Below are 20,324 nucleotides of genomic sequence, written 5' to 3'. Positions count from 1 at the left end.
GGGCCGGAGTAAATATGGCGCAGAGCCTGACCCACGGCGAAACGGCACTACCCGCCGATTGGCGCGACCTGTTCGCGCTGACGAAGCCGCGCGTGATGTCGCTGGTGGTGTTCACCGCCTTGTGCGGCCTGCTCGCGGCGCCGGGGCATGTGCCGCCGGTGCTCGCTTTCTCGTCGATCCTCGCGATCGCGCTGGGGGCAGGCGCCTCGGGCGCGCTCAATCAATGGTATGAGGCTGGGCTCGACGCGAAGATGAAGCGGACCGCGGGCCGGCCGCTCCCCGCCGGGCGCCTCGACCCGCAGACCGCATTGCAGTTCGGCGTCGGGCTTGCCGCCTTTTCGCTGTTCCTGATGCTGTTCGCGTCGAACTGGCAGGCAACGCTGTTGCTCGCCGCCTCGATCCTTTTCTACGTCTTCGTCTATACGATGTGGCTGAAGCCGCGGACCCCGCAGAATATCGTCATCGGCGGCGCGGCGGGCGCCTTTCCGCCGCTGATCGGCTGGGTCGCCGCGACGGGGTCGATCGCGCCGCTGCCGGTGCTGCTGTTCCTGCTCATCTTCCTGTGGACGCCGCCGCATTTCTGGGCGCTCGCGCTGTTCATGCGCTCGGACTATGCCGCCGCGGGGATTCCGATGATGCCCGTCGTCGCGGGTGAGAAATCGACGCGGCGCCAGATCCTCCTCTACGCATTGATCATGGCCGCCGCCGCGATCGCGCCGTGGCCGCTCGGCTACACCGGCGCGCTTTACGGCTGGACCGCGGTGGTGCTCTCGGCCGTGTTCGTCCTGCTGTCGGTCCAGGTCGGCACGCGCACCACGGGCGAGGGCGACCTGATGCAACCCGAAAAGCGCCTGTTCGCTTATTCGATCGCTTATCTTTTCATTCTGTTCGGCGCTGTCGTCGCCGACCATTGGTGGCCGCTATGACCGAAGAAACCCCGAACGAACCGTTTGACGAGGCCGAATATCGCCGCCGCCAGCGCAGCCGTGCGAACCTGATGGCGTGGATGCTCGGCGCACTGGCGGTCCTGTTCTTCTTCATCACCATCGCAAAGATGCAGATATTCTCATGACGTTTTTTCCGGTCATTGGGCGCATGTCCCCGAACGCGAAGACCGCAAGCCTCGCGGCGTTGATGGCGCTCGCGATGACCGGTCTCGGGTTCGCGGCGGTGCCGCTCTACGATCTCTTCTGCCGCGTCACCGGCTTCGGCGGTACGACGCAGCGTTACGATCCGGTCGCCGCGGCGGCCGAGCCCGAAATATTGAGCCAGACGGTCTCGGTCCGCTTCGACGCCAATGTCTCGCCGAACCTGCCGTGGAAATTCTATCCCGAGCATCCGACCGATACGGTGAGCATCGGCGCGCGCGACATGGCGATCTTTATCGCCGAAAATAATTCGGCGCATCCCGTCGTCGGGACCGCCAGCTTCAACGTCACGCCCGATCAGGCGGGCAAATATTTTACCAAGATCCAGTGCTTCTGCTTCACCCAGCAACGGCTGGAGCCGGGGCAGCAGATGCGCATGCCGGTGCTGTTCTTCGTCGATCCGAAGATCATGGACGACCCCGACGCGCGCGACGTGCAGGAAATCACCCTCAGCTACACCTTCCACCCTGTAGACGAGGGTAAAAAGGCGAGCTAAGGCCGCGAACAAGAGTCTAACAAGACCGGCAGATGATGGGGAATCATCATGCTGGGGCTGCTAAAAACGGGAAACACGCCATGTCCGGTGCGAAACATCATGACTACCACCTCGTAAATCCCAGCGTCTGGCCGCTCATCGGCTCGGTTGCTGCGCTCGTGATGTTCTTCGGGCTCGTCATGGCGATGCACGCCGACCATTTCGGCGGCGTCGGCAAGTGGGTCCTCGGCCTCGGCTTCATGGGCGTGATCGCGACCTTCTTCAGCTGGTGGTCGGACGTCATCAACGAAGCGCATGCCGGCGACCATACGCCGGTCGTCCAGTTGCACCTGCGCTACGGCATGATCCTGTTCATCGCGTCCGAAGTCATGTTCTTCGTCGGCTGGTTCTGGGCGTGGTTCGACTTCTCGCTCTTCCCGGTGCCGATCGAATATGCCGAAGGCGCGGTCACCTCGCTGTTCGGTCAGGACGGCGCCGCTGCGATCACCATGTGGCCGCCGAAGGGCATCGAAGTCATCGATCCCTTCTCGCTGCCGCTGCTCAACACGCTGATCCTGCTCTGCTCGGGCACGACGATCACCTGGGCGCACCACGCGCTGATCCACGGCGACCGCGAAGGCCTGAAAAAAGGCCTGTGGCTGACGATCATCCTCGGCGCGGTCTTCTCGTCGATCCAGGCGTATGAATATATGCATGCGCCGTGGGGCTTCGGGCAGAGCAACTACAGCTCGGCCTTCTACATGGCGACCGGCTTCCACGGCTTCCACGTGCTCGTCGGCACGATCTTCCTGATCGTCTGCCTCGTCCGCACCTACAAGGGTCACTTCACCCCGCAGCAGCACTTCGGTTTCGAAGCCGCTGCCTGGTACTGGCACTTCGTCGACGTCGTGTGGCTGTTCCTCTTCATCATCGTCTATGTCTGGGGCGGCTGGGGCGCGCCGATCGCCGCGCACTAAATTGCCGGCTGGCGACAAATTTCAAAAGGGGCAGCCGCCGGTCTGGCGCGCTGCCCTTTTTGGTCTCTGCCCCGAATGCGGCGCGCCGACGCTGTTCGAAGGGCCGGTGAAATTCCGCGCGAAATGCGAAAGCTGCGGCCTCGATTATGGCCGCTATAATGTCGGCGACGGCCCCGCGGCGTTCCTGACATTGATCATCGGCGCGCTGCTGATCGCGATCGCGCTAACGCTCGATGCCGTGGTACGGCCGCCCTTGTGGGTGCATATCATCCTGTGGGTGCCGCTCACCGCCGCCGCGGTCATCTATGGCCTGCGCGTCGGCAAGGGCGCCTTGTTGGCGAGCGAGCATCAGCGTCAGGCCGCCGAAGGCCGTAAGGTGGACAAGAATGACTGAACCAGCCCAACAGCCGACGCGGCGCTGGCCGCTGATCCCGACCCTGCTTGTGCTCGCCGCGGTCGCGGCGATGATCGCGCTCGGCGTCTGGCAGCTGCAGCGCAAGAGCGAGAAGGAAGCGCTGATTGCGCTGTTCCAGCGCAATGTGGCGATGTCGTCGATGGTCGCCTATCCCGAGCTGCCGCCCGTTCCCGACGCCATGCTCTATCGCAAGAGCAGCATCGTCTGCCTCGAACCCGTGCGCTGGGATCCGCGCAGCGGCACCGACATCAAGGGCCAGTCGGGCATCCGGATGATCGCCGATTGCCGCACCGGCGCCGAAGGGCCGGGCGTGCTTGTCGATGTCGGGATCGGCGACAATTTCACGCCGCCCAAATGGACGGGCGGAACGGTGCAGGGGACGATCGTTCCCGGCCCCGAACAGCCGACGGTGATGGAGCGCGCGATGGGCAAGGCGATGCCCGCGCGTGCGATGCTGATCGCCGATCAACCGGTCGCGGGATTGCGGGCCAGCGCGGTGCCATCGGCCGATGATACGCCGAACAATCACCTTGCCTATGCCTTTCAATGGTTCTTCTTCGCGATCGTGGCGCTGATTATCTACATCCTCGCGGTCCGCCGCCGCTTGCAGCCGTGACGGCGCGCCGCTAGGCGCATTTCGTCATGGACTATATCAGCACCCGCGGCTCTGCGCCGACCCTCGACTTTCGTGCCGCAACGCTGGCCGGTCTTGCCAGCGACGGCGGCCTCTATGTGCCGGCGAAATGGCCGCAGATGTCGATCGAGGACATCCGTGCGCTAGCGGGGCTCGACTATGCCGAAACCGCGGTGCGGATCATGCGGCCCTTCGTCGAGGGCGTGCTGGCCGAGAACGAATTGCGCGAGCTTTGCCGCGCTGCCTATGGCCGCTTCAGCCACGATGCGGTAACCCCGCTCGTCCAGCTCGATCATCGCCACTGGCTGCTCGAACTGTTCCACGGCCCGACGCTCGCGTTCAAGGACGTTGCGCTGCAGCTGCTCGGCGAACTGTTCGAGAAATTCCTCGCCGGCGGCGATACGAACATCACGATCGTCGGCGCGACCTCGGGCGATACCGGATCGGCGGCGATCGAGGCGGTTGCAGGGCGCGAGCACATCCAGATCTTCATGCTCCATCCCGAGGGCCGCGTCAGCGACGTCCAGCGCCGCCAGATGACGACGGTGCTCGCCCCGAACGTCCACAATATCGCGATCGACGGCAGCTTCGACGACGCGCAGGCGATGGTGAAGCGACTGTTCGGCGACGAGGAAGCGCGCGGCCAGGTCACGCTGTCGGCGGTGAACAGCATCAACTGGGCGCGGCTGATGGCGCAGGTCGTCTATTATTTCTACGCCGCGGTCCGTCTCGGCGGGCCCGATCGTCCGATCGCGTTCAGCGTCCCCACGGGCAATTTCGGCGATGTGTTCGCGGGCTATGTCGCGGCGCAGATGGGGCTGCCGATCGTAAAGCTCGTCGTCGCGACGAACGTCAACGACATCCTCCACCGCGCGCTGACCCGCGGCGACTATAGCGCGGGCACGGTCACCGCGACCGCGACGCCCAGCATGGACATTCAGGTCAGCAGCAATTTCGAACGGCTGCTGTTCGACCTCGCGGGGCGCGACGGCGCGGCGATCACCGGCATGATGGGCGAGTTCGACAAGAGCCGCGCGATGACGATCCCCGCCGACATGCTTGCCGGCGCGCGCGGGCTGTTTTCGAGCGCGAGCATCGACGGCGACGCGATGGCGCTCGCGCTGCGCTGGGCGCAGGAACATGGCGGGCAGATCATCGATCCGCACAGCGCGGTCGGCCTCGCGGCGGCGCGCGCGCTCGACATCGATGCCGATATTCCCATTGTCACGCTCGCGACCGCGCATCCGGCAAAGTTCCGCGAAGCCGTCGAACGCGCGACCGGCGTGCGCCCGCCGCTCCCCGCGCGGCTCGGCAATCTGTTCGACCGCGAGGAACGTTATACGCGCCTGCCCGGCGACTATGACGCGGTGAAGGCCTTTGTCCTCGCGGAAGCGGCGCGTGGCTGATCTTCTGCCCCTCGTCACGCTCGTCGGTGAGGCGTGGGACGATTATGGACTGGTCGACAGCGGCAATGGGCGCAAGCTCGAACGCTATGGCCGCTATCGCTTCATCCGCCCCGAACCGCAGGCGATGTGGGCGCCCGCGCTGCCTGCGAGCGAATGGGAAGCGGCAGACGGTGAATTCATCCCCGCGTCGGACGACGATGGCGGCGGCCGCTGGTATTATAACAAGCCCGTGCCCGCCGAAGGCTGGCCGCTCGCATGGCGCGAAACGCGCTTCACCGCGCAGTGCACGCCCTTTCGCCACCTCGGCTTTTTCCCCGACATGGCGCCGGTATGGGACTGGCTGCGCGAACGCGTCGCCGACAAGGCGGACCCCGCCTTCCTGAACCTGTTCGGCTACACCGGTGTCGGCAGCCAGGCTCTCGCCGCGGTGGGCGCATCGGTCACGCATGTCGATGCGTCGAAGAAGTCGGTGGGGCAGGCGCGCGAGAATGCCGCGCTCGCGGATATGGCCGACAAGCCGGTGCGATGGATCCTCGACGATGCAGGCAAATTCACCGCGCGTGAGGTCCGGCGCGAGAAGCGCTACGACGCGATCCTGCTCGATCCGCCCAAATTCGGCCGCGGCCCGACCGGCGAACGCTGGCAGATCGAGGAGGGGTTGGCGCCCTTGCTCACCGACTGCCGCCAGTTGCTCGACGAAGACAGCCGGGCGCTGTTCCTGACCGTCTATGCCGTCCGCATGTCGGCGCTCGCGATCGGCGAGTTGCTGGCGCAGCTTTTCGCCGACCTGCCCGGCAAGGTCGAATGCGGCGAACTCGCGGTGCGCGAAGAGGGGCGGGGATTGCTGCTCCCGACCGCGATTTTTGCGCGCTGGAGCCGCTGATCGCGGACTTCGCGCTTATTATGTCGCATACGTTTGCGGCGCAGAATCTGTAATATTGTGACCGAAATGCCACAGCCGATGCGTTGACAATGAGAACGTTCCCATTTAGATAACGTTCACATAACGGGAATGCCGCCAAAAAAGAGCGGCTATTTGGGAGGAATGGGATGCGGGCGTCTCAAAAGCAGTGGCTGGGCAAATTTCTGGTCGGCACGTCGGCGCTGTCCTTGATGGGCATGGCGCAAGCGGCCGCCGCGCAGGAGGCGCCGGCCGAGGGCGAAGTGAACGGCGACGAGATCGTCGTGACGGGTATCCGCGCCAGCCTTGCCGCATCGGCCGACATTAAGCGCGAGGCGCAGGGCGTCGTCGACGCGATCTCGGCCGAAGACATCGGAAAATTCCCCGATACCAACCTCGCCGAATCGCTGCAGCGCATCACCGGCGTGTCTATCGACCGTAACAATGGCGAAGGTTCGCTGGTGACGGTCCGCGGCTTCGGGCCGGAATTCAACCTTGTGACGGTCAACGGTCGCCAGGTGCCGACTGCGACCATCGGCGACGGCGGCAGCGCGCCATCGTCGCGCTCGTTCGACTTCGCTAACCTCGCGTCGGAAGGCATAGCGGGCGTCGAGGTCTACAAGAGCGGCCGTGCGACGATCGAATCGGGCGGCATCGGTTCGACCATCAACATTCGCACCCCGCGCCCCCTCGACAATCCGGGGCTGCGGGGCAGCCTCGCCGTCAAGGGCGTGTATGATACCTCGCGTAACGAGGGCAACCCGATCACCCCCGAAATCTCGGGGATCGTCAGCACGACCTTTGCCGATGACACAATCGGCATCATGATCGCGGGCTCTTACCAGAAGCGCAAATCGAGCACGAACTCGGCCAATGTGGGCTATCGCGACGGTTATCTTGGCAGCGAGAATAATTGGGGTTCGCTGGCGCAGCCGGGTACGGGGGGCGCTGCGAACATCACCAACCGGCCCGATCCGACCGACGTCTATCAGGTGCCGCAGAACGCATCCTATGATCTCAACGACATCGACCGCGAACGCATCAACGGCCAGGCGGTGCTGCAATTTCGACCGACCGACAATCTGACCGCGACGGTCGATTATATCTATTCGCGCAACACCGTCGAAACGCGGAACAGCAATGTCGGCGTGTGGTTCAACCATGGCGACACGTCGAGCGCGTGGACCGATGGTCCGGTCGCGGGTCCGCTCTTCTACACCGAGCGCTTTGGACCGCCCGACCCGGGTTGCTCGGCGCCGTCGCCGGCGCCGCCGAACAACTGCCAGGTCGGCAAGGATCTGTCCTACAGCGGCGCGCTTCAGGAAAACCGGGCGGAGAATAATTCGCTGGGCTTCAATCTCGAATGGAAGGGCCCGGACGGCGTAACGGTCGAACTCGACGCGCATCATTCGACCGCCGAAGTGAAGCCGGTCAACAATTTCGGATCGAGCATGTCGCTGGGCAATGCCGTTTTCGGTGTCGCCAACCAGACGATCAATTTCGAAAATGATCTGCCGGTCATCTCCTATGGGATGCATCCGGGGATCGATCCGCTGAATGCCGCGCTGATCACGCCGACCGGCAATGCGTTTCGCAACGCCTATTTCCGGAACCGGATCGACCAGGTCCAGCTCCGCGGCAAATACGACCATGACGGCGGTTTCCTCGACAGCATCGATTTCGGCGTTTCCTATGTCGACAGCAAAGTTCGCTCGGCATTCGGCACGATCCAGAACGACGATACGTGGGGCGGGGCGGGCCCGGCTTCGGATATTCCCGACGACATCTTCTCGCTCGTGACGCTTCCCGACAAATTCCCGGGTCTCGCCCGCGACGGCATGATCCAGAGCTTCTACACCTTCGATTTCGAGCGCATGGCCGGTCTGATCGAGCAGAATTACCAGTCGTGCAGCAACCCCGCGACGGGCACGGCCCAGCCGGGAACCTGCCTTGCGGAATTCAATACCGACCGGCGCATCTCCGAAAAAACCCTGGCGCCCTATCTGCAGGTCGCGACCGTGTTCGATCTTTTCCAGAACCCGGCGCATTTCGTCGCGGGTATCCGTTACGAAACGACCGATATCGCATCGTCGGCGCTGGTGCCGGTGCCCGTGACCACCACCTGGGTGGGCGAGAATGAATTCAATGTCATTTTTTCGCCCGATGAGCAGTTCACGCGTTTCAAAGGGTCGTACAATAATTGGCTGCCCGCGTTTGACCTCGACGTCTCGCCGATGGAAAATGTGAAGCTGCGTGCGTCGTACAGCCACACGATCACGCGCGCCGACTATGCCAGTATGCAGGGCGGGCGATCGCTCGATACGCTGTTCCGCGTGGGCGGCGGCACGGGCGCACTGGGTAACCCCGGTTTGATCCCGTACAAGTCGAAGAATATCGATCTGTCGGCCGAATGGTATTACGCACCGACAAGCTATGTCTCGGCTGGATATTTCCATAAGGATGTCAGCAATTTCATATCCTCGACGCGCATCGACTATAGCGCGCCCGGGATTACGACCCCGGTGAACGGCCCGCGGTGGCAGGCGGCGCTCGCGGCGCTCCCGCCGAACCCGACGGTCGGGGATATCCGCCAGTATATCCTCAACAATTTCCCCGGTACGGTGAGCGGTAATACCATCCTTGCCGCGCCGGGCGATCCGGAGGTCAATTTCGAGATCACGACGCCGGTCAACAGCGATCAGACCGCGACAATCGAGGGGTGGGAGTTCGCGCTCCAGCACAGTTTCTGGGACACGGGCTTTGGCGTGATCCTGAACTATACGATCGTCAACGGTGACGCGACCTATGACAATACGAAGCCTGCGGCGGTGGCGGTTCCCCAGTTCGCGCTGACGGGGCTCAGCGACAGCGCCAACGCGGTCGCTTATTATGACAAGAACGGCCTCCAGGCGCGTGTCGCGTGGAACTGGCGCGACGAGTTCCTTCAAGGTTCGGGTCCGAACCCGACCTATATTGAGGAATATTGGCAGATCGACGCCAGCGCCAGCTATGAGTTCATCCCCGGCCTCACCGCCTTTGTCGAGGCGATCAATCTGACCGGCGAGGGACGGCGGGGCCACACGCGGCACAAGAATAATGTCACCTTCGTACAGCCGGGCTTCGCCCGCTACGCGGCGGGGGTCAGGTTCAGCTTCTAAGGCGGGTGGGCCACTTTCGCCGGGTCGCAGGCAAGAGGGTCGCACCTTTCGGGGTGCGGCTCTTTTGCGTGACGGCGGCGGTGGGTTGGCTTAGGATCGACGGTAATGAATAGCGCGATCGAGAGGGTTGTCATCGTGGGCGGCGGCACCGCCGGATGGCTCGCGGCTTGCCTTCTCGCCAGTGCGCCTCGCGCCGCAAAGCTCGACGTCACGCTGATCGAGGCGCCCGATATCCCGACGATCGGCGTCGGCGAGGGAACCTGGCCGACGATGCGTGCGACACTGGCATCGATCGGGATCGGCGAGGCCGAATTTCTCGCCGCGTGCGACGGATCGTTCAAACAGGGGTCGCGGTTCGACGGCTGGGTAACCGGCGCCGAGGGCGACCGTTATCTGCACCCGTTCACGCTGCCTCCCGCCGCACCGACTGCCGAACTGCTCGCGGCCTGGCAGACGGGGGCGCCCGAGCTGCCGTTCGCGGCGGCGATGACCGCGCAGGCGCATGTTTGCGATCTCGATCTCGCGCCGCGCCAACGCGCGATGCCCGACTATCAGGGCGCGGCGAATTACGCCTATCACCTCGACGCCGGCAAGTTCGCGGACCTGCTTGCGATGCATGCGGTGCAGCGGCTCGGGGTGCGCCACATATCGGACCATGTCGTCGATGTGGCGCGCGACGGTGCGGGCGGCATCGCATCGGTGGCGACACGCCAGAACGGCGATATTGCGGGCGACCTGTTCATCGATTGCAGCGGCCATGCATCGCTGCTGATTGGCAATCATCTGGGCGTCGGGTGGATCGATCGCGGCGATATCCTGTTTAACGACCGCGCGCTCGCGGCGCAGGTTCCGGTCGCGCCGGGCAGCGCCATCGCGTCGCAGACGGTGTCGACCGCGCATGCCGCCGGCTGGATCTGGGACATCGGCCTGCCGGGACGCCGCGGCATCGGCTGCGTCTATGCCAGCCGCTTCATGGACGACGATGCGGCCGAGGCGACCCTGCGCGCCTATATCGCGCGCGTCCTGCCTGATGCGCCCGAAGTTCCGGCACGGCGCCTGACCTTTCCGACCGGGCACCGGGCGCGTTTCTGGGAAGGCAATTGCGTCGCCGTCGGCCTGTCGGCGGGCTTTATAGAACCGCTCGAGGCATCGGCGATCGTGATGATCGAATTGTCGCTGAAGGCGCTCATCGACAATTTTCCGGCCCGCCGCGCGGCCATGCCGATCCACGCCGACCGCTTCAACGACCTGTTCCGCTATCGCTGGGATCGCATCGTCGAGTTCCTCAAGCTCCACTATGCGCTCAGCCGGCGCGAAGAGCCCTATTGGCTGGCCCAGCGCGACCCCGCGCAGATGCCGCCGCGCCTGACGGAGATGCTGGCGCTGTGGCGCGACCAGCCGCCGTCGGCATGGGATTTCCCGCGCGTCGACGAGATTTTCTCGGCCGAAAGCCACCAATATATCCTCTATGGCATGGGCTATCCGGTGCCCGCCGATCTGCCCGCGAGCGAGCGCGCGGCCGCCTTGCTCGCCGAGAACCGGCAGCGCGCGCGCGCGCTCGCCGCGGCGCTGCCCGCCAATCGCGACTATCTCGACGCTCTCGGACCCGGTGCCCAAGCCGCCGCGCGATAGGAAAGGAATTTGATGACCCGCCACGCCGTCCTCGACAACAAGACCCACCGCGACCTCCGCATCCGGACCGACGCGGGGGCGGAGCTGGGCGACGACATCATGGCGACGCTGACGGTGCCGAGCGAGTTCCGGCGCGTGCAGGCGCATTTCCCGATCCTGTTCCGCCGCGAAACCGGGCGCGAAGATTTTTCGGCGCTGGCGATGTTCGGTTTCGAAAATGGCGAGAATCTGTTCCTCGACGGCGACCGCTGGGATGCGCGCTATCGCCCGCTATCGGCCGCTATCCAGCCGTTCCTGATCGGACGTCCGGCGGGTGGCGACGGTCCGGGGCAAATCCATATCGACATGGATCACCCGCGCATCGCCGCTGCGGGCGAGGGCATCCGACTGTTCGATGCCGACGGCATGGCGACGCCCTATCTCGACGAGATCGCGGGGCGGCTCGGCGATCTCGACGAAGGCTATCGCGAGAGCGGCGCCTTCTACGACGCGCTGCTCGCCTACGACCTGCTCGAACCCTTCAGCCTCGAAGTTACGCTCGACGACGGATCGATCCATTCGCTCGTCGGCTTCCACATCATCGACGAAGCGAAGCTGCGGGCGCTGGGCGGCGAGACGCTCGGCGCGCTCCACGCGGCGGGGCATTTGATGCCGATGTTCATGGCGCTCGCGTCGCTGTCGCAGCTGTCGGTGCTCGTCGCGCGCAAGAACCGCAGGCTGGCCGGTGGCTGAACGCGACCGCGCCATATACGACCGCCTCGCGCCGGTGCCCGAGCGTGAGTGGAATAAGGGGGCAGGGCCGGACGCGTTGCTGGAAGGCGCGCGCGAGCCCTTTGTCCTTCGCGGGCTGGTAAGCGACTGGCCGCTCGTCGAGGCGGGCAAGCGCTCGGCCCGCGATGCGCGGCGCTACTTGCTCGATCATGCGCGCGACCGTCCGTTCAAGGTGTCGATCGGTGCGCCCGGCCACGATGGCCGGCTGTTCTACAATGCCGAAATGGAGATGAATTTCCGCATCGGGACGGGCAAGCTCGCCGACATCTTCGGCGGCATCGATACGGCAGAGGAACAGGGCGAAAACCGCACCGTCTATCTCGCGTCGATCGACATCCCGTCGCATTTCGATGGGCTCGACGAAGCGAATTCGGTCGATCTCGGCGACCGCGATCCGCTGAAGAGCATCTGGATCGGCACACGCACCAAGATCGCGGCACATAACGACTTTCCCGACAATCTCGCCTGCTGCGCCGTCGGCCGTCGCCGCTTCACGCTGTTCCCGCCGCACCAGTTCCGCAACCTCTATCTCGGGCCGATCGACAACACGCCCGCGGGCCGCGCGGTGAGCATGGTCGATTTCGACGCGCCCGACCTCGCGGCCTTCCCGCGCTTCGTCGATGCGATGGCGGAAGCGCGGACGATCGAACTCGAACCCGGCGATGCGATCTTCATCCCGTCGATGTGGTGGCACCATGTCGAGGGGCTCGCGGACTTCAATGTGCTGGTCAATTATTGGTGGCGCAGCACGCCCGCCTGGCTGGGGCAGCCGCAGGTCGCGCTCAACCACGCGATCCTCGCGATCCGCGACTTGCCGCCCGAGGATAAGGCGATCTGGCGCGAACTGTTCGACCATTATGTGTTCGAGAATGACGAGCAGGTCACCGACCATATTCCCGAAAAGGCGCGCAGCATCCTGGCGCGGCTCACCCCCGAAAGCGCCGGGCGCCTCCGCGCTTTCCTGTTGAGGACACTCAGCCGATGAATGAAGATAAACGCATCCAGCGCATCGTCATTGCGGGCGGCGGCACCGCGGGCTGGATGGCCGCGGCGGCCATCGCGCGCACATTGGGGCAGGCGGTCGACCTGGCCCTGGTCGAATCCGAAGCGATCGGGACCATCGGGGTCGGCGAATCCACCATTCCGCCGCTGGTCAATTTCAACCGCATCCTGCGCATCAACGAAGCCGATTTCATGCGCGCGACGCAGGCGACCTTCAAGCTCGGCATATTGTTCGACGACTGGAAGGATCTCGGGACGCAATATTTCCACAGCTTCGGCCTGACCGGCAAGGATCACTGGTCGGCGGGCTTCCAGCATTTCTGGCTCTATGGCCGCACCAAGGGGCATCAGCAGCCCTATGACGATTATTGCATGGAGCTGAAGGCCGCGATCGCGGGCAAGTTCGCGCACCTGCCCGAAGACCGCATGAATTACGCCTATCAGCTCGATTCCGGGCTCTACGCGCGCTTCCTGCGCGAGATGGCCGAGGCCGACGGGGCGAAGCGCATCGAGGGCAAGATCGCGCGCGTCGAACTCGACGGGACAAGCGGCGATATCGCGGCGCTCGTCCTCGACGGCGACCGGCGGATCGAGGGCGATATATTCATCGACTGCACGGGGTTCCGCGCGCTGCTGATGGAAGGCGCGCTCCACGCCGGGTTCGACGACTGGAGCAACTGGTTGCCGTGCGACAGCGCGATCGCGCTGCAGACGCCGAATGTCCATCCGCCCGTCCCCTATACGCGCGTGATGGCGCACGACGCCGGCTGGCAATGGCGCATTCCGCTCCAGCACCGCACCGGCAACGGCATCGTCTATTGCAGCCGCTATCTGGGCAAGGATGCGGCGCTCGACCGGATGCTCGGCAATATCGAGGGCGACGTGTTGACCGAGCCCAATTTCCTGCGCTTCACTGCGGGCACACGGCGCAAGCAATGGTATCGCAACTGCGTCGCCGTCGGCCTGTCGGCGGGCTTCATGGAGCCGCTGGAATCGACCGCCATCCACCTGATCCAGCGCTCGGTGCTGCGCTTCATCCGCATGCTGCCGGCGGGGCGCGTCAGCGAACGCGACGTCGCCGAGTTCAACGAACAGCAGATGCAGGACATGCTGCAAATCCGCGATTTCCTCGTCCTCCATTACAAGGTGACCAACCGCCGCGACAGCCCGTTCTGGCGCCATTGCGCGGCGATGCCGATCCCCGACACGCTGGCGCAGAAGATCGAGCTGTTCCGCGAAACCGGCCGCGTGTTCCGCAAGAATGAGGAATTGTTCGCCGAGAACAGCTGGGTGCAGGTGATGATGGGGCAGGGGATCGAGCCGCAAAGCCATCACCCGATCGCCGAAAAGCTGCGCGACGACGAACTCGACCGGCTGCTCGAAGCGATCCGCAGCGAGGTGCGCCAGACGGTCGCCGGCCTGCCCGCGCATCAGGATTATGTCGCCCGCTATTGCGGCGCCGCAGTCCCGCAGGCGGCTTGAAGGGCGGAAATTATGGAAGCAGAACGGGTTAGTGGCTGGCATTGTGGCGACGATGCGGTTAGCGATTGCGACACGATAGGGGGCCGGGAAAGATAATGGGGCGTCGGCGGCAGTCGGTTACGATCAAGCATGTTGCGGCCGACGCGGGGGTGTCGCTGCAGACGGTGAGCCGCGTCATCAACGACGAGCCCAATGTCCGGTCCGAAATGAAGGAACGCGTCCAGGCGTCGATCGACAAGCTCGGCTATGTTCCCTCGATCGCGGCGCAGCGGATGAGCGGGTCGCGATCCTATCTGATCCTCGCGATCAACGACCGCGAACGGACGATCGCCGACTGGCAGGGGCGGCAGGGGGTCGACTGGGTCGATCAGATGCTGCTCGGCGGGATGCTGAAATGCGCCGAATATGGCTATCGGATGATCTTCGAGCTGGTCGACACGCACAATGATCATGTCGAACGCGAACTGCGCGCGGCGATTGCGGCGCTGCAGCCCGACGGCGTCATCCTGACCCCGCCGCATTCGGACAATCCGTTGATCGTCGGGCTGCTCGACCAGCAGAAGATCCCGTTCGCGCGCATCGGTTCGCGCGGCGGCGACGCGGGCATCGCGCTGACGATGGACGACGAAGGGTCGGCGCGGCGCGCGACGCGGCACCTGATCGATCTCGGTCACAAACGCATCGGGTTCATTCCGGGCTCGCCCGAATATAGTCTCAGCCGCTGGCGCATCGACGGCTGGGAAGGCGAAATGGCGGCGGCGGGCCTCGCCACAGATGGGCTGCTCGCCGAGGGCGATTTCACCTATGCGTCGGGCGCCGCCGCGGCGCGGCATTTGCTGGCCAGCGCCAATCCGCCGACGGCGATCATCGCGAGCAGCGACCAGATGGCGCTCGCGACGCTGGAGGTTGCGCGCGACCTCGGCATCGATGTGCCGGGACAATTGTCGATCGTCAGCTTCGACAACACGCCGGTCGTCCGCTTCACCCAGCCGGCGCTCACCGCGGTCGACCAGCCGGTCGCCGAAACCGCGTCGCGCGCGGTCGAGCTGATCATCGCGGCGCAGCGTGGGGCGCCGCGCCCGACCGAACCGACGCGCGTGCAAGGCGGCCTCGTCCAGCGCGGATCGACCGCAGCGCCGCCTGTCGCCGTCCATGGCTGACGCCGGGACCCCGCGCCGCCAGTCTCTCCCTTTCCTCCTGCTTTATGCGCTCGCGTCGGCGGGCGGGGCGATCGCTTATGTTCCCTTCCTGACGATCTGGCTGCCCGGGCGCATGACCCAGCTCGCCGGGACCGCCGACGTGCAGACGCTGGGATATGTTACCTTTTTCGGTGCCGTCGCGGCGAGCGCCGGCGGCATCGGTTTCGGCTGGCTCAGCGATTTGACGCGCAATCGGCGCGGCTGGATATTGACGGGGCTGGTCCTGACGATCGCCTTGCTGCTGGTCGTTCCGCTCGCGCATAATATCTGGTCGCTCGTTGCGATCATCGTCGCGTGGCAGCTCACGCTCAACATGATGCTCGGGCCGCTCGCGGCATGGGCGGGCGACCTCGTTCCCGATGAACAAAAGGGGCTGCTCGGCGGGCTGCTCGCCTTTTCGCCGGCGCTCGGTGGCTGGTCGGGATGGCTCGTCACCTGGCCGGGGCTGGTGTCGGCGGAGCAGCGGCTTGTGGTCATTGCGCTGCTGGTGGCAAGCGCCGTCCTGCCGGTGCTGCTGCTCGGCCGCCCGCGTGCGTTCCCCGACCTCACCGCGCCGCCCCCGGCTCGCGCAGTTGGCGAGCGGCGGCGACCGACCGGACCGGCGGTGCGGATGTGGCTGGCGCGCCTGCTCGTCCAGATCGCCGAGGCGGCGCTGTTCGCCTATCTCTATTTCTGGTTCCGCTCGATCGATCCCGGGATGCACGACAATGAAAAGGCGCGATTGTTCGGCATGGCGCTGACGATCGCGATCCCGATCGCGCTGGCGGCCGGGCGCTGGGCCGACCGCAACGACCGGCCCTTCGTGCCGCTCGTCGTCGCCGCGGCGGTGTCGAGCCTCGGAATGGTCGGTATGGCACTGGCGACGGGGCTCGACGCGGCGAAGGCGAGCTATCTCGTCTTCGGCATCGCGTCGACGGTGTTCCTGTCGCTCCATAGCAGCCAGACGCTGCGCATCCTGCCGCGGTCGGACCGGCGCGGGCGCGACCTTGGCATCTTCAATCTGACCAATACCGTGCCGTCGCTGATCATGCCGTGGCTGACGATCTCGCTCGTTCCGGGTTTCGGTTTCGACGCGCTTTTTCTGTTGCTCGCGGCGCTCTCCGCGATCGCGGTGCTGCTGCTCGCGACGATGCCGCGGCTGCGCTGATATAACGCAAAAACAGAGCGCTTGCTTTCATCCACTCCCTATGCGAAGTGAAACTTGATAACGTTCACATGAGAGGAATGGGAGAGACGATGCGCCGACAGGCAATGGGTATGGTGACCGCGCTGCTGCTGGCAGGAACGGCAACCGCGACCGCGCAGACAACTGGAACCGAAGCGGCCAAGGTCCATCCCGAACTGTGGCCCGCGGCAAAAAGCCCCGCGGCCATCACCGATCCCAAGACCGAGGCGCGGATCGACGCGCTGATGAAGAAGATGACGATCGAGCAGAAGGTCGGCCAGCTGATTCAGGGCGACATCAGCACGATCACGCCCAAGGATCTCGAAACCTATCCGCTCGGCTCGATCCTCGCCGGGGGGAACAGCGGTCCGAACGGCAATGAACGCTCGACCGCCGCCGACTGGGCGAAGCTGGTCGGCGAGTTCCGCGCGGTGTCGTTGCGCCCGCAGGCGAACGGCGTCGCGATCCCGATCATCTTTGGCGTCGATGCCGTCCACGGCCACAACAATATCCCCGGCGCGACGCTGTTTCCGCACAATATCGGCCTCGGCGCCGCGCGCGATCCCGAACTGATCCAGCGTATCGGCGCGGTCACCGCGGCCGAAATCGCCGGCAGCGGTATCGAATGGACCTTCGCGCCGACGCTGGCGGTGCCGCAGGATTTGCGCTGGGGGCGGAGCTATGAAGGCTATGCCGCCGACCCGAAGCTGATCGCCGAATATGCCAAGGCGATGGTGCTGGGGCTGCAGGGGCCGCTGGTCGCGGGCAAGATGGTCGACGGCACACATGTCGCGGCGACCGCCAAGCATTTCCTAGCCGACGGCGGGACGTTCGAGGGCAAGGACCAGGGCGACGCCAAGGCCGACGAGAAGGAACTGATCGCCAAGCATGCGATGGGCTATCCCGCCGCGATCGACGCCGGCGCGCTCACCGTGATGGCGAGCTTCTCGAGCTGGCAAGGTATCAAGCATCACGGCAACAAGGGGCTGCTGACCGACGCGCTCAAGGAGAAGATGGGCTTTGCGGGCTTCGTCGTCGGCGACTGGAACGGGCACGGGCAGGTTGCGGGATGCAGCGTCACCGATTGCGCGCAGTCGATCAACGCCGGGCTCGACATGTTCATGGCGCCCGACAGCTGGAAGGGGCTGTACGAGACCACGCTGAAACATGCGAAGGACGGCACGATATCGGCGGCGCGGCTCGACGATGCGGTGCGGCGTATCCTGCGCGTCAAATACAAGCTCGGCCTGTTTCCCGAAGGCCATGTCGACCGCAGCGTGGTGAAAGCCGTTGGCACGCCCGAACATCTGGCTGTCGCGCGCGAAGCGGTCGCCAAGTCGCTCGTTCTGCTGAAGAATAACGGCAGCGTGCTACCGATCAAACCGGGCGCGCGCGTGCTTGTCACCGGCCCCGCGGCCGACAGCATGGCGATCCAGTCGGGCGGCTGGACGATCAGCTGGCAGGGGACCGACGTCACCCACGCCGACTTCCCCAATGGCCAGACGATCTGGGAAGCGCTGAACAAATCGGTGCGCGATGCGGGCGGCGTCGCGACCCTGTCCGACGGCGGCGTCTATAAAGAAAAACCCGACGTCGCGATCGTCGTGTTCGGCGAGGCGCCCTATGCCGAATTCCAGGGCGACGTCGCCACGCTCGACTATCAGCCGTCGGAGGCGACCGATCTCGCGACGCTCAAGAAGCTGAAAGCCGCGGGCATTCCGGTGGTCGCGCTGTTCCTGTCGGGGCGGCCGATGTTCACCAACCCCGAAATCAACGCCGCCGATGCGTTCGTCGCGGGCTGGCTGCCGGGGTCGCAGGGTGCGGGCGTCGCCGACGTGCTCGTCGCCGGCAAGGATGGAAAGACGGTGCGCGGCTTTACCGGCACGCTGCCCTTCGCCTGGCCCGCCGACGCGCGCTCGCCCGTCGAAAAGCCGCAGTTCGCGGTCGGTTATGGCCTGAAATATGGCGCGAGCACGACGGTTCCGCAGCTGTCCGAGGAATTGGGCGTCGACATCGCGGCGGCGCTGAACGTCGAAAATTACTTCTCGGGTGGCCGCGCGCGCGCGCCGTGGGTGCTGACCGTGACCGACGCGGGCGGATCGCGCCCGGTGGAATCGCCGCCGGTATCGAGCCCCGGCGGGCTGATCGCCGCGCGCTCGGTCGATGTTCGCGCGCAGGAGGATGGCAAAAGCTTCGTCTGGACCGGCCCCGCGGCGCTGCACCTCAGCGGCCCATATGCCGACCTGTCGCGCCAGTTGAACAACAGCTTCGCGCTGCGTATCGACTGGCGGGTCGATGCGATCGGCAGCGCGCCGGTCAGCCTCGCGCTCGGCGGCAAGGCGTTCGACGTCTCGGCGGCGGTGAAGGCGGCGCCAAAGGGGCAGGTCTCGACGATCAAGGTGCCGCTCCGCTGCTTCGCCGATGCGGGTGCCAATCTGCGGCAGGTCGACTATGCCGTCTCGATCACGAGCGACAAGGGCTTCGCCGCGACGCTGCTGAATACGAATGTTGAGGCGGTCGGGGAGAATCTGCCTTGCCCACCGGCGGTAAAGTGACAAGACCGTCATCCGGGTTAGCCTGAGACAAGGCAAGGGGAGAGAGAGAGAATGGCATTGGCGCCGAACGTCGCGACGAACGCGACCGAACAGCCGGGCAAGGGCGGTCACAGCACACGCGTGGTGCTGATCCTCGCCTTTGCGGTGTTTTTCCTGCTGGGCGGGGTGACGAACATCAACGACCTGCTGGTCGGCAAGTTCAAGCCGATGTTCCACCTGACGCATGCGCAGGCGAACCTGGTGCAGATGGCGTTTTTCATCGCCTATGGCGCCTTTTCGATTCCCGCCGGCATCATCATGTCGAAACTCGGCTATATCCGCACCTTCGTGCTCGGGTTCATCATCGTGGCGGCGGCCGCCTTCCTCTTCATCCCGGCTTCGGCAGCGGCCTCCTATCCCGGCTTCCTCGCGGCGCTCTTTTGCATCGGCGCGGGGATCACGGTCCTGCAGGTGGCGATGAATCCGGTGATCACGACGCTGGGCCCCGTCGAGACCTCGCACAGCCGGCTGACCTTTGCGCAGGCGTTCAATTCGATCGGGGTGTTCCTCATGGTCTATGGCGGCGCGACCTTCCTGCTCGGCGATGAACAGCCGATCGACGCCGAAACCGCGAGCGAGGCGCAGATTCAGGCCTATCGCGTCGCCGAGGGCGCGTCGATCGGCACCGCCTATATGTGGCTCGGCGTACTGATGCTGGTGATCGCGGCGGTGTTCTGGATGTATCGGTCGGCGATCGACCACGCCAAAGCCGACGATGTGAAGCTCGAGGGCACGTGGGGCCTCTTGACCCACAACCGCCGCGTCCAGTTCGGCGCGCTGTGCATCTTCGTCTATGTCGGCGCCGAAGTGGCGATCGGCTCGAACCTGATGGCCTATCTCGCCGAACCGAGCGTGATGGGGCTGGGGCTCCAGGCGGCGGGCAAGCTGGTCGCGATGTACTGGCTGGGCGCGCTGGTCGGCCGGTTGCTCGGCGGCTTCATCCTGCGACTGGCGAAGCCGGGACGCGTGCTCGCGACCTTTGCGGCGGGCGCGATTTCGCTGATCGTCCTGTCGGCGGTGACGACCGGGGCACTGTCGGGTTGGGCGCTGATTCTGGTCGGCTTCTGCAATTCGCTGATGTTCCCGACGATCTTCAGCCTCGCGACCGAGGGGCTTGGCGAACGGACGCCGCAGGGGTCGGGCATCATGTGCACCGCGATCATCGGCGGGGCGATCGTCCCGTTCCTGTTCGGCACGGTGGCCGACCTCAGCGGCGACATCCGGCTCGCGCTGGCGGTTCCGCTGATCTGTTATGCGATCATTGCGAGTTTCGGGCTGTGGGTGGCGCGTCCGGCGACCGCGTAACGGTCGAGACAAATAAACTGCGGGCGATCGCGCGCTGGTGCGCGATCGCCCGCGGCCTCC

Annotated in this window: 17 protein-coding genes; all 17 read left to right on the top strand. The window is 65.2% G+C overall.

The window, feature by feature from the left end; genetic code table 11:
• Nucleotides 1-14: 14 nt before the first annotated feature.
• The 17 genes from ATE70_RS12320 (at nt 15) to ATE70_RS12245 (ending at nt 20,264) form a co-directional block, all read left to right on the top strand.
• The gene (locus tag ATE70_RS12320) at nt 15-926 is read left to right on the top strand and encodes a heme o synthase (protein WP_058538173.1); all 912 of its coding nucleotides are present in this window, start codon (nt 15-17) and stop codon (nt 924-926) included.
• On the top strand, nt 923-1,072 hold the full coding sequence (locus ATE70_RS25190) for a hypothetical protein (RefSeq protein ID WP_197411447.1): 150 nt from the start codon (nt 923-925) through the stop codon (nt 1,070-1,072). The genes ATE70_RS12320 and ATE70_RS25190 overlap by 4 nt, the downstream gene beginning before the upstream one ends.
• Nucleotides 1,073-1,095: 23 nt before the next feature.
• The gene (locus ATE70_RS12315; protein WP_231740071.1) at nt 1,096-1,644 is read left to right on the top strand and encodes a cytochrome c oxidase assembly protein; all 549 of its coding nucleotides are present in this window, start codon (nt 1,096-1,098) and stop codon (nt 1,642-1,644) included.
• 80 nt (nt 1,645-1,724) lie between these two features.
• Entirely contained in the window at nt 1,725-2,600 is an 876-nt protein-coding gene (locus ATE70_RS12310; RefSeq protein ID WP_058538171.1) for a cytochrome c oxidase subunit 3, read from the top strand.
• Between the two features lies 1 nt (nt 2,601).
• Entirely contained in the window at nt 2,602-2,994 is a 393-nt protein-coding gene (locus ATE70_RS12305; protein WP_058538170.1) for a DUF983 domain-containing protein, read from the top strand.
• On the top strand, nt 2,987-3,631 hold the full coding sequence (locus tag ATE70_RS12300) for an SURF1 family protein (RefSeq protein WP_058538169.1): 645 nt from the start codon (nt 2,987-2,989) through the stop codon (nt 3,629-3,631). The genes ATE70_RS12305 and ATE70_RS12300 overlap by 8 nt, the downstream gene beginning before the upstream one ends.
• Before the next feature lie 26 nt (nt 3,632-3,657).
• The gene (thrC, locus tag ATE70_RS12295) at nt 3,658-5,055 is read left to right on the top strand and encodes a threonine synthase (protein ID WP_058538168.1); all 1,398 of its coding nucleotides are present in this window, start codon (nt 3,658-3,660) and stop codon (nt 5,053-5,055) included.
• Between the two features lie 4 nt (nt 5,056-5,059).
• Nucleotides 5,060-5,938 (top strand): class I SAM-dependent methyltransferase, encoded by an 879-nt coding sequence (locus tag ATE70_RS12290; RefSeq protein ID WP_058538244.1) that lies wholly within the window; start codon nt 5,060-5,062, stop codon nt 5,936-5,938.
• 167 nt (nt 5,939-6,105) lie between these two features.
• Nucleotides 6,106-9,114 (top strand): TonB-dependent receptor, encoded by a 3,009-nt coding sequence (locus ATE70_RS12285; RefSeq protein WP_058538167.1) that lies wholly within the window; start codon nt 6,106-6,108, stop codon nt 9,112-9,114.
• 105 nt (nt 9,115-9,219) lie between these two features.
• Nucleotides 9,220-10,746: a tryptophan halogenase family protein gene (locus tag ATE70_RS12280; RefSeq protein WP_058538166.1), complete on the top strand. Its 1,527-nt coding sequence runs from the start codon at nt 9,220-9,222 to the stop codon at nt 10,744-10,746.
• A gap of 12 nt (nt 10,747-10,758) precedes the next feature.
• Complete coding sequence (locus tag ATE70_RS12275; protein ID WP_058538165.1) at nt 10,759-11,478, top strand: SapC family protein; 720 nt, start codon at nt 10,759-10,761, stop codon at nt 11,476-11,478.
• Entirely contained in the window at nt 11,471-12,502 is a 1,032-nt protein-coding gene (locus ATE70_RS12270; RefSeq protein ID WP_058538164.1) for a cupin-like domain-containing protein, read from the top strand. Before ATE70_RS12275 ends, ATE70_RS12270 begins: the two co-directional genes overlap by 8 nt.
• The gene (locus tag ATE70_RS12265) at nt 12,499-14,001 is read left to right on the top strand and encodes a tryptophan halogenase family protein (RefSeq protein ID WP_058538163.1); all 1,503 of its coding nucleotides are present in this window, start codon (nt 12,499-12,501) and stop codon (nt 13,999-14,001) included. The genes ATE70_RS12270 and ATE70_RS12265 overlap by 4 nt, the downstream gene beginning before the upstream one ends.
• Nucleotides 14,002-14,096: 95 nt before the next feature.
• Nucleotides 14,097-15,161 (top strand): LacI family DNA-binding transcriptional regulator, encoded by a 1,065-nt coding sequence (locus ATE70_RS12260; protein ID WP_058538162.1) that lies wholly within the window; start codon nt 14,097-14,099, stop codon nt 15,159-15,161.
• Nucleotides 15,154-16,347: an MFS transporter gene (locus tag ATE70_RS12255; protein WP_058538161.1), complete on the top strand. Its 1,194-nt coding sequence runs from the start codon at nt 15,154-15,156 to the stop codon at nt 16,345-16,347. The genes ATE70_RS12260 and ATE70_RS12255 overlap by 8 nt, the downstream gene beginning before the upstream one ends.
• Before the next feature lie 89 nt (nt 16,348-16,436).
• Nucleotides 16,437-18,920: a glycoside hydrolase family 3 protein gene (locus tag ATE70_RS12250; protein ID WP_058538160.1), complete on the top strand. Its 2,484-nt coding sequence runs from the start codon at nt 16,437-16,439 to the stop codon at nt 18,918-18,920.
• Nucleotides 18,921-18,971: 51 nt separating this feature from the next.
• Entirely contained in the window at nt 18,972-20,264 is a 1,293-nt protein-coding gene (locus ATE70_RS12245; protein ID WP_058538159.1) for a sugar MFS transporter, read from the top strand.
• Nucleotides 20,265-20,324: the final 60 nt, after the last annotated feature.

This window comes from Sphingopyxis sp. H053, assembly GCF_001468225.1.
Taxonomy (GTDB): Bacteria; Pseudomonadota; Alphaproteobacteria; order Sphingomonadales; family Sphingomonadaceae; genus Sphingopyxis.
The sequence above is the reverse complement of the archived record's forward strand: the minus strand, read 5'-3'. Positions and strand labels throughout refer to the sequence as shown.

What these genes read in the sequence shown, in the direction of transcription:
- ATE70_RS12320 (WP_058538173.1), top strand. Translation starts at nt 15, where the DNA reads ATGGCGCAGAGCCTGACCCACGGCGAAACGGCACTACCCGCCGATTGG.
- ATE70_RS25190 (WP_197411447.1), top strand. Translation starts at nt 923, where the DNA reads ATGACCGAAGAAACCCCGAACGAACCGTTTGACGAGGCCGAATATCGC.
- ATE70_RS12315 (WP_231740071.1), top strand. Translation starts at nt 1,096, where the DNA reads ATGTCCCCGAACGCGAAGACCGCAAGCCTCGCGGCGTTGATGGCGCTC.
- ATE70_RS12310 (WP_058538171.1), top strand. Translation starts at nt 1,725, where the DNA reads ATGTCCGGTGCGAAACATCATGACTACCACCTCGTAAATCCCAGCGTC.
- ATE70_RS12300 (WP_058538169.1), top strand. Translation starts at nt 2,987, where the DNA reads ATGACTGAACCAGCCCAACAGCCGACGCGGCGCTGGCCGCTGATCCCG.
- thrC (WP_058538168.1), top strand. Translation starts at nt 3,658, where the DNA reads ATGGACTATATCAGCACCCGCGGCTCTGCGCCGACCCTCGACTTTCGT.
- ATE70_RS12285 (WP_058538167.1), top strand. Translation starts at nt 6,106, where the DNA reads ATGCGGGCGTCTCAAAAGCAGTGGCTGGGCAAATTTCTGGTCGGCACG.
- ATE70_RS12280 (WP_058538166.1), top strand. Translation starts at nt 9,220, where the DNA reads ATGAATAGCGCGATCGAGAGGGTTGTCATCGTGGGCGGCGGCACCGCC.
- ATE70_RS12275 (WP_058538165.1), top strand. Translation starts at nt 10,759, where the DNA reads ATGACCCGCCACGCCGTCCTCGACAACAAGACCCACCGCGACCTCCGC.
- ATE70_RS12265 (WP_058538163.1), top strand. Translation starts at nt 12,499, where the DNA reads ATGAATGAAGATAAACGCATCCAGCGCATCGTCATTGCGGGCGGCGGC.
- ATE70_RS12260 (WP_058538162.1), top strand. Translation starts at nt 14,097, where the DNA reads ATGGGGCGTCGGCGGCAGTCGGTTACGATCAAGCATGTTGCGGCCGAC.
- ATE70_RS12255 (WP_058538161.1), top strand. Translation starts at nt 15,154, where the DNA reads ATGGCTGACGCCGGGACCCCGCGCCGCCAGTCTCTCCCTTTCCTCCTG.
- ATE70_RS12250 (WP_058538160.1), top strand. Translation starts at nt 16,437, where the DNA reads ATGCGCCGACAGGCAATGGGTATGGTGACCGCGCTGCTGCTGGCAGGA.
- ATE70_RS12245 (WP_058538159.1), top strand. Translation starts at nt 18,972, where the DNA reads ATGGCATTGGCGCCGAACGTCGCGACGAACGCGACCGAACAGCCGGGC.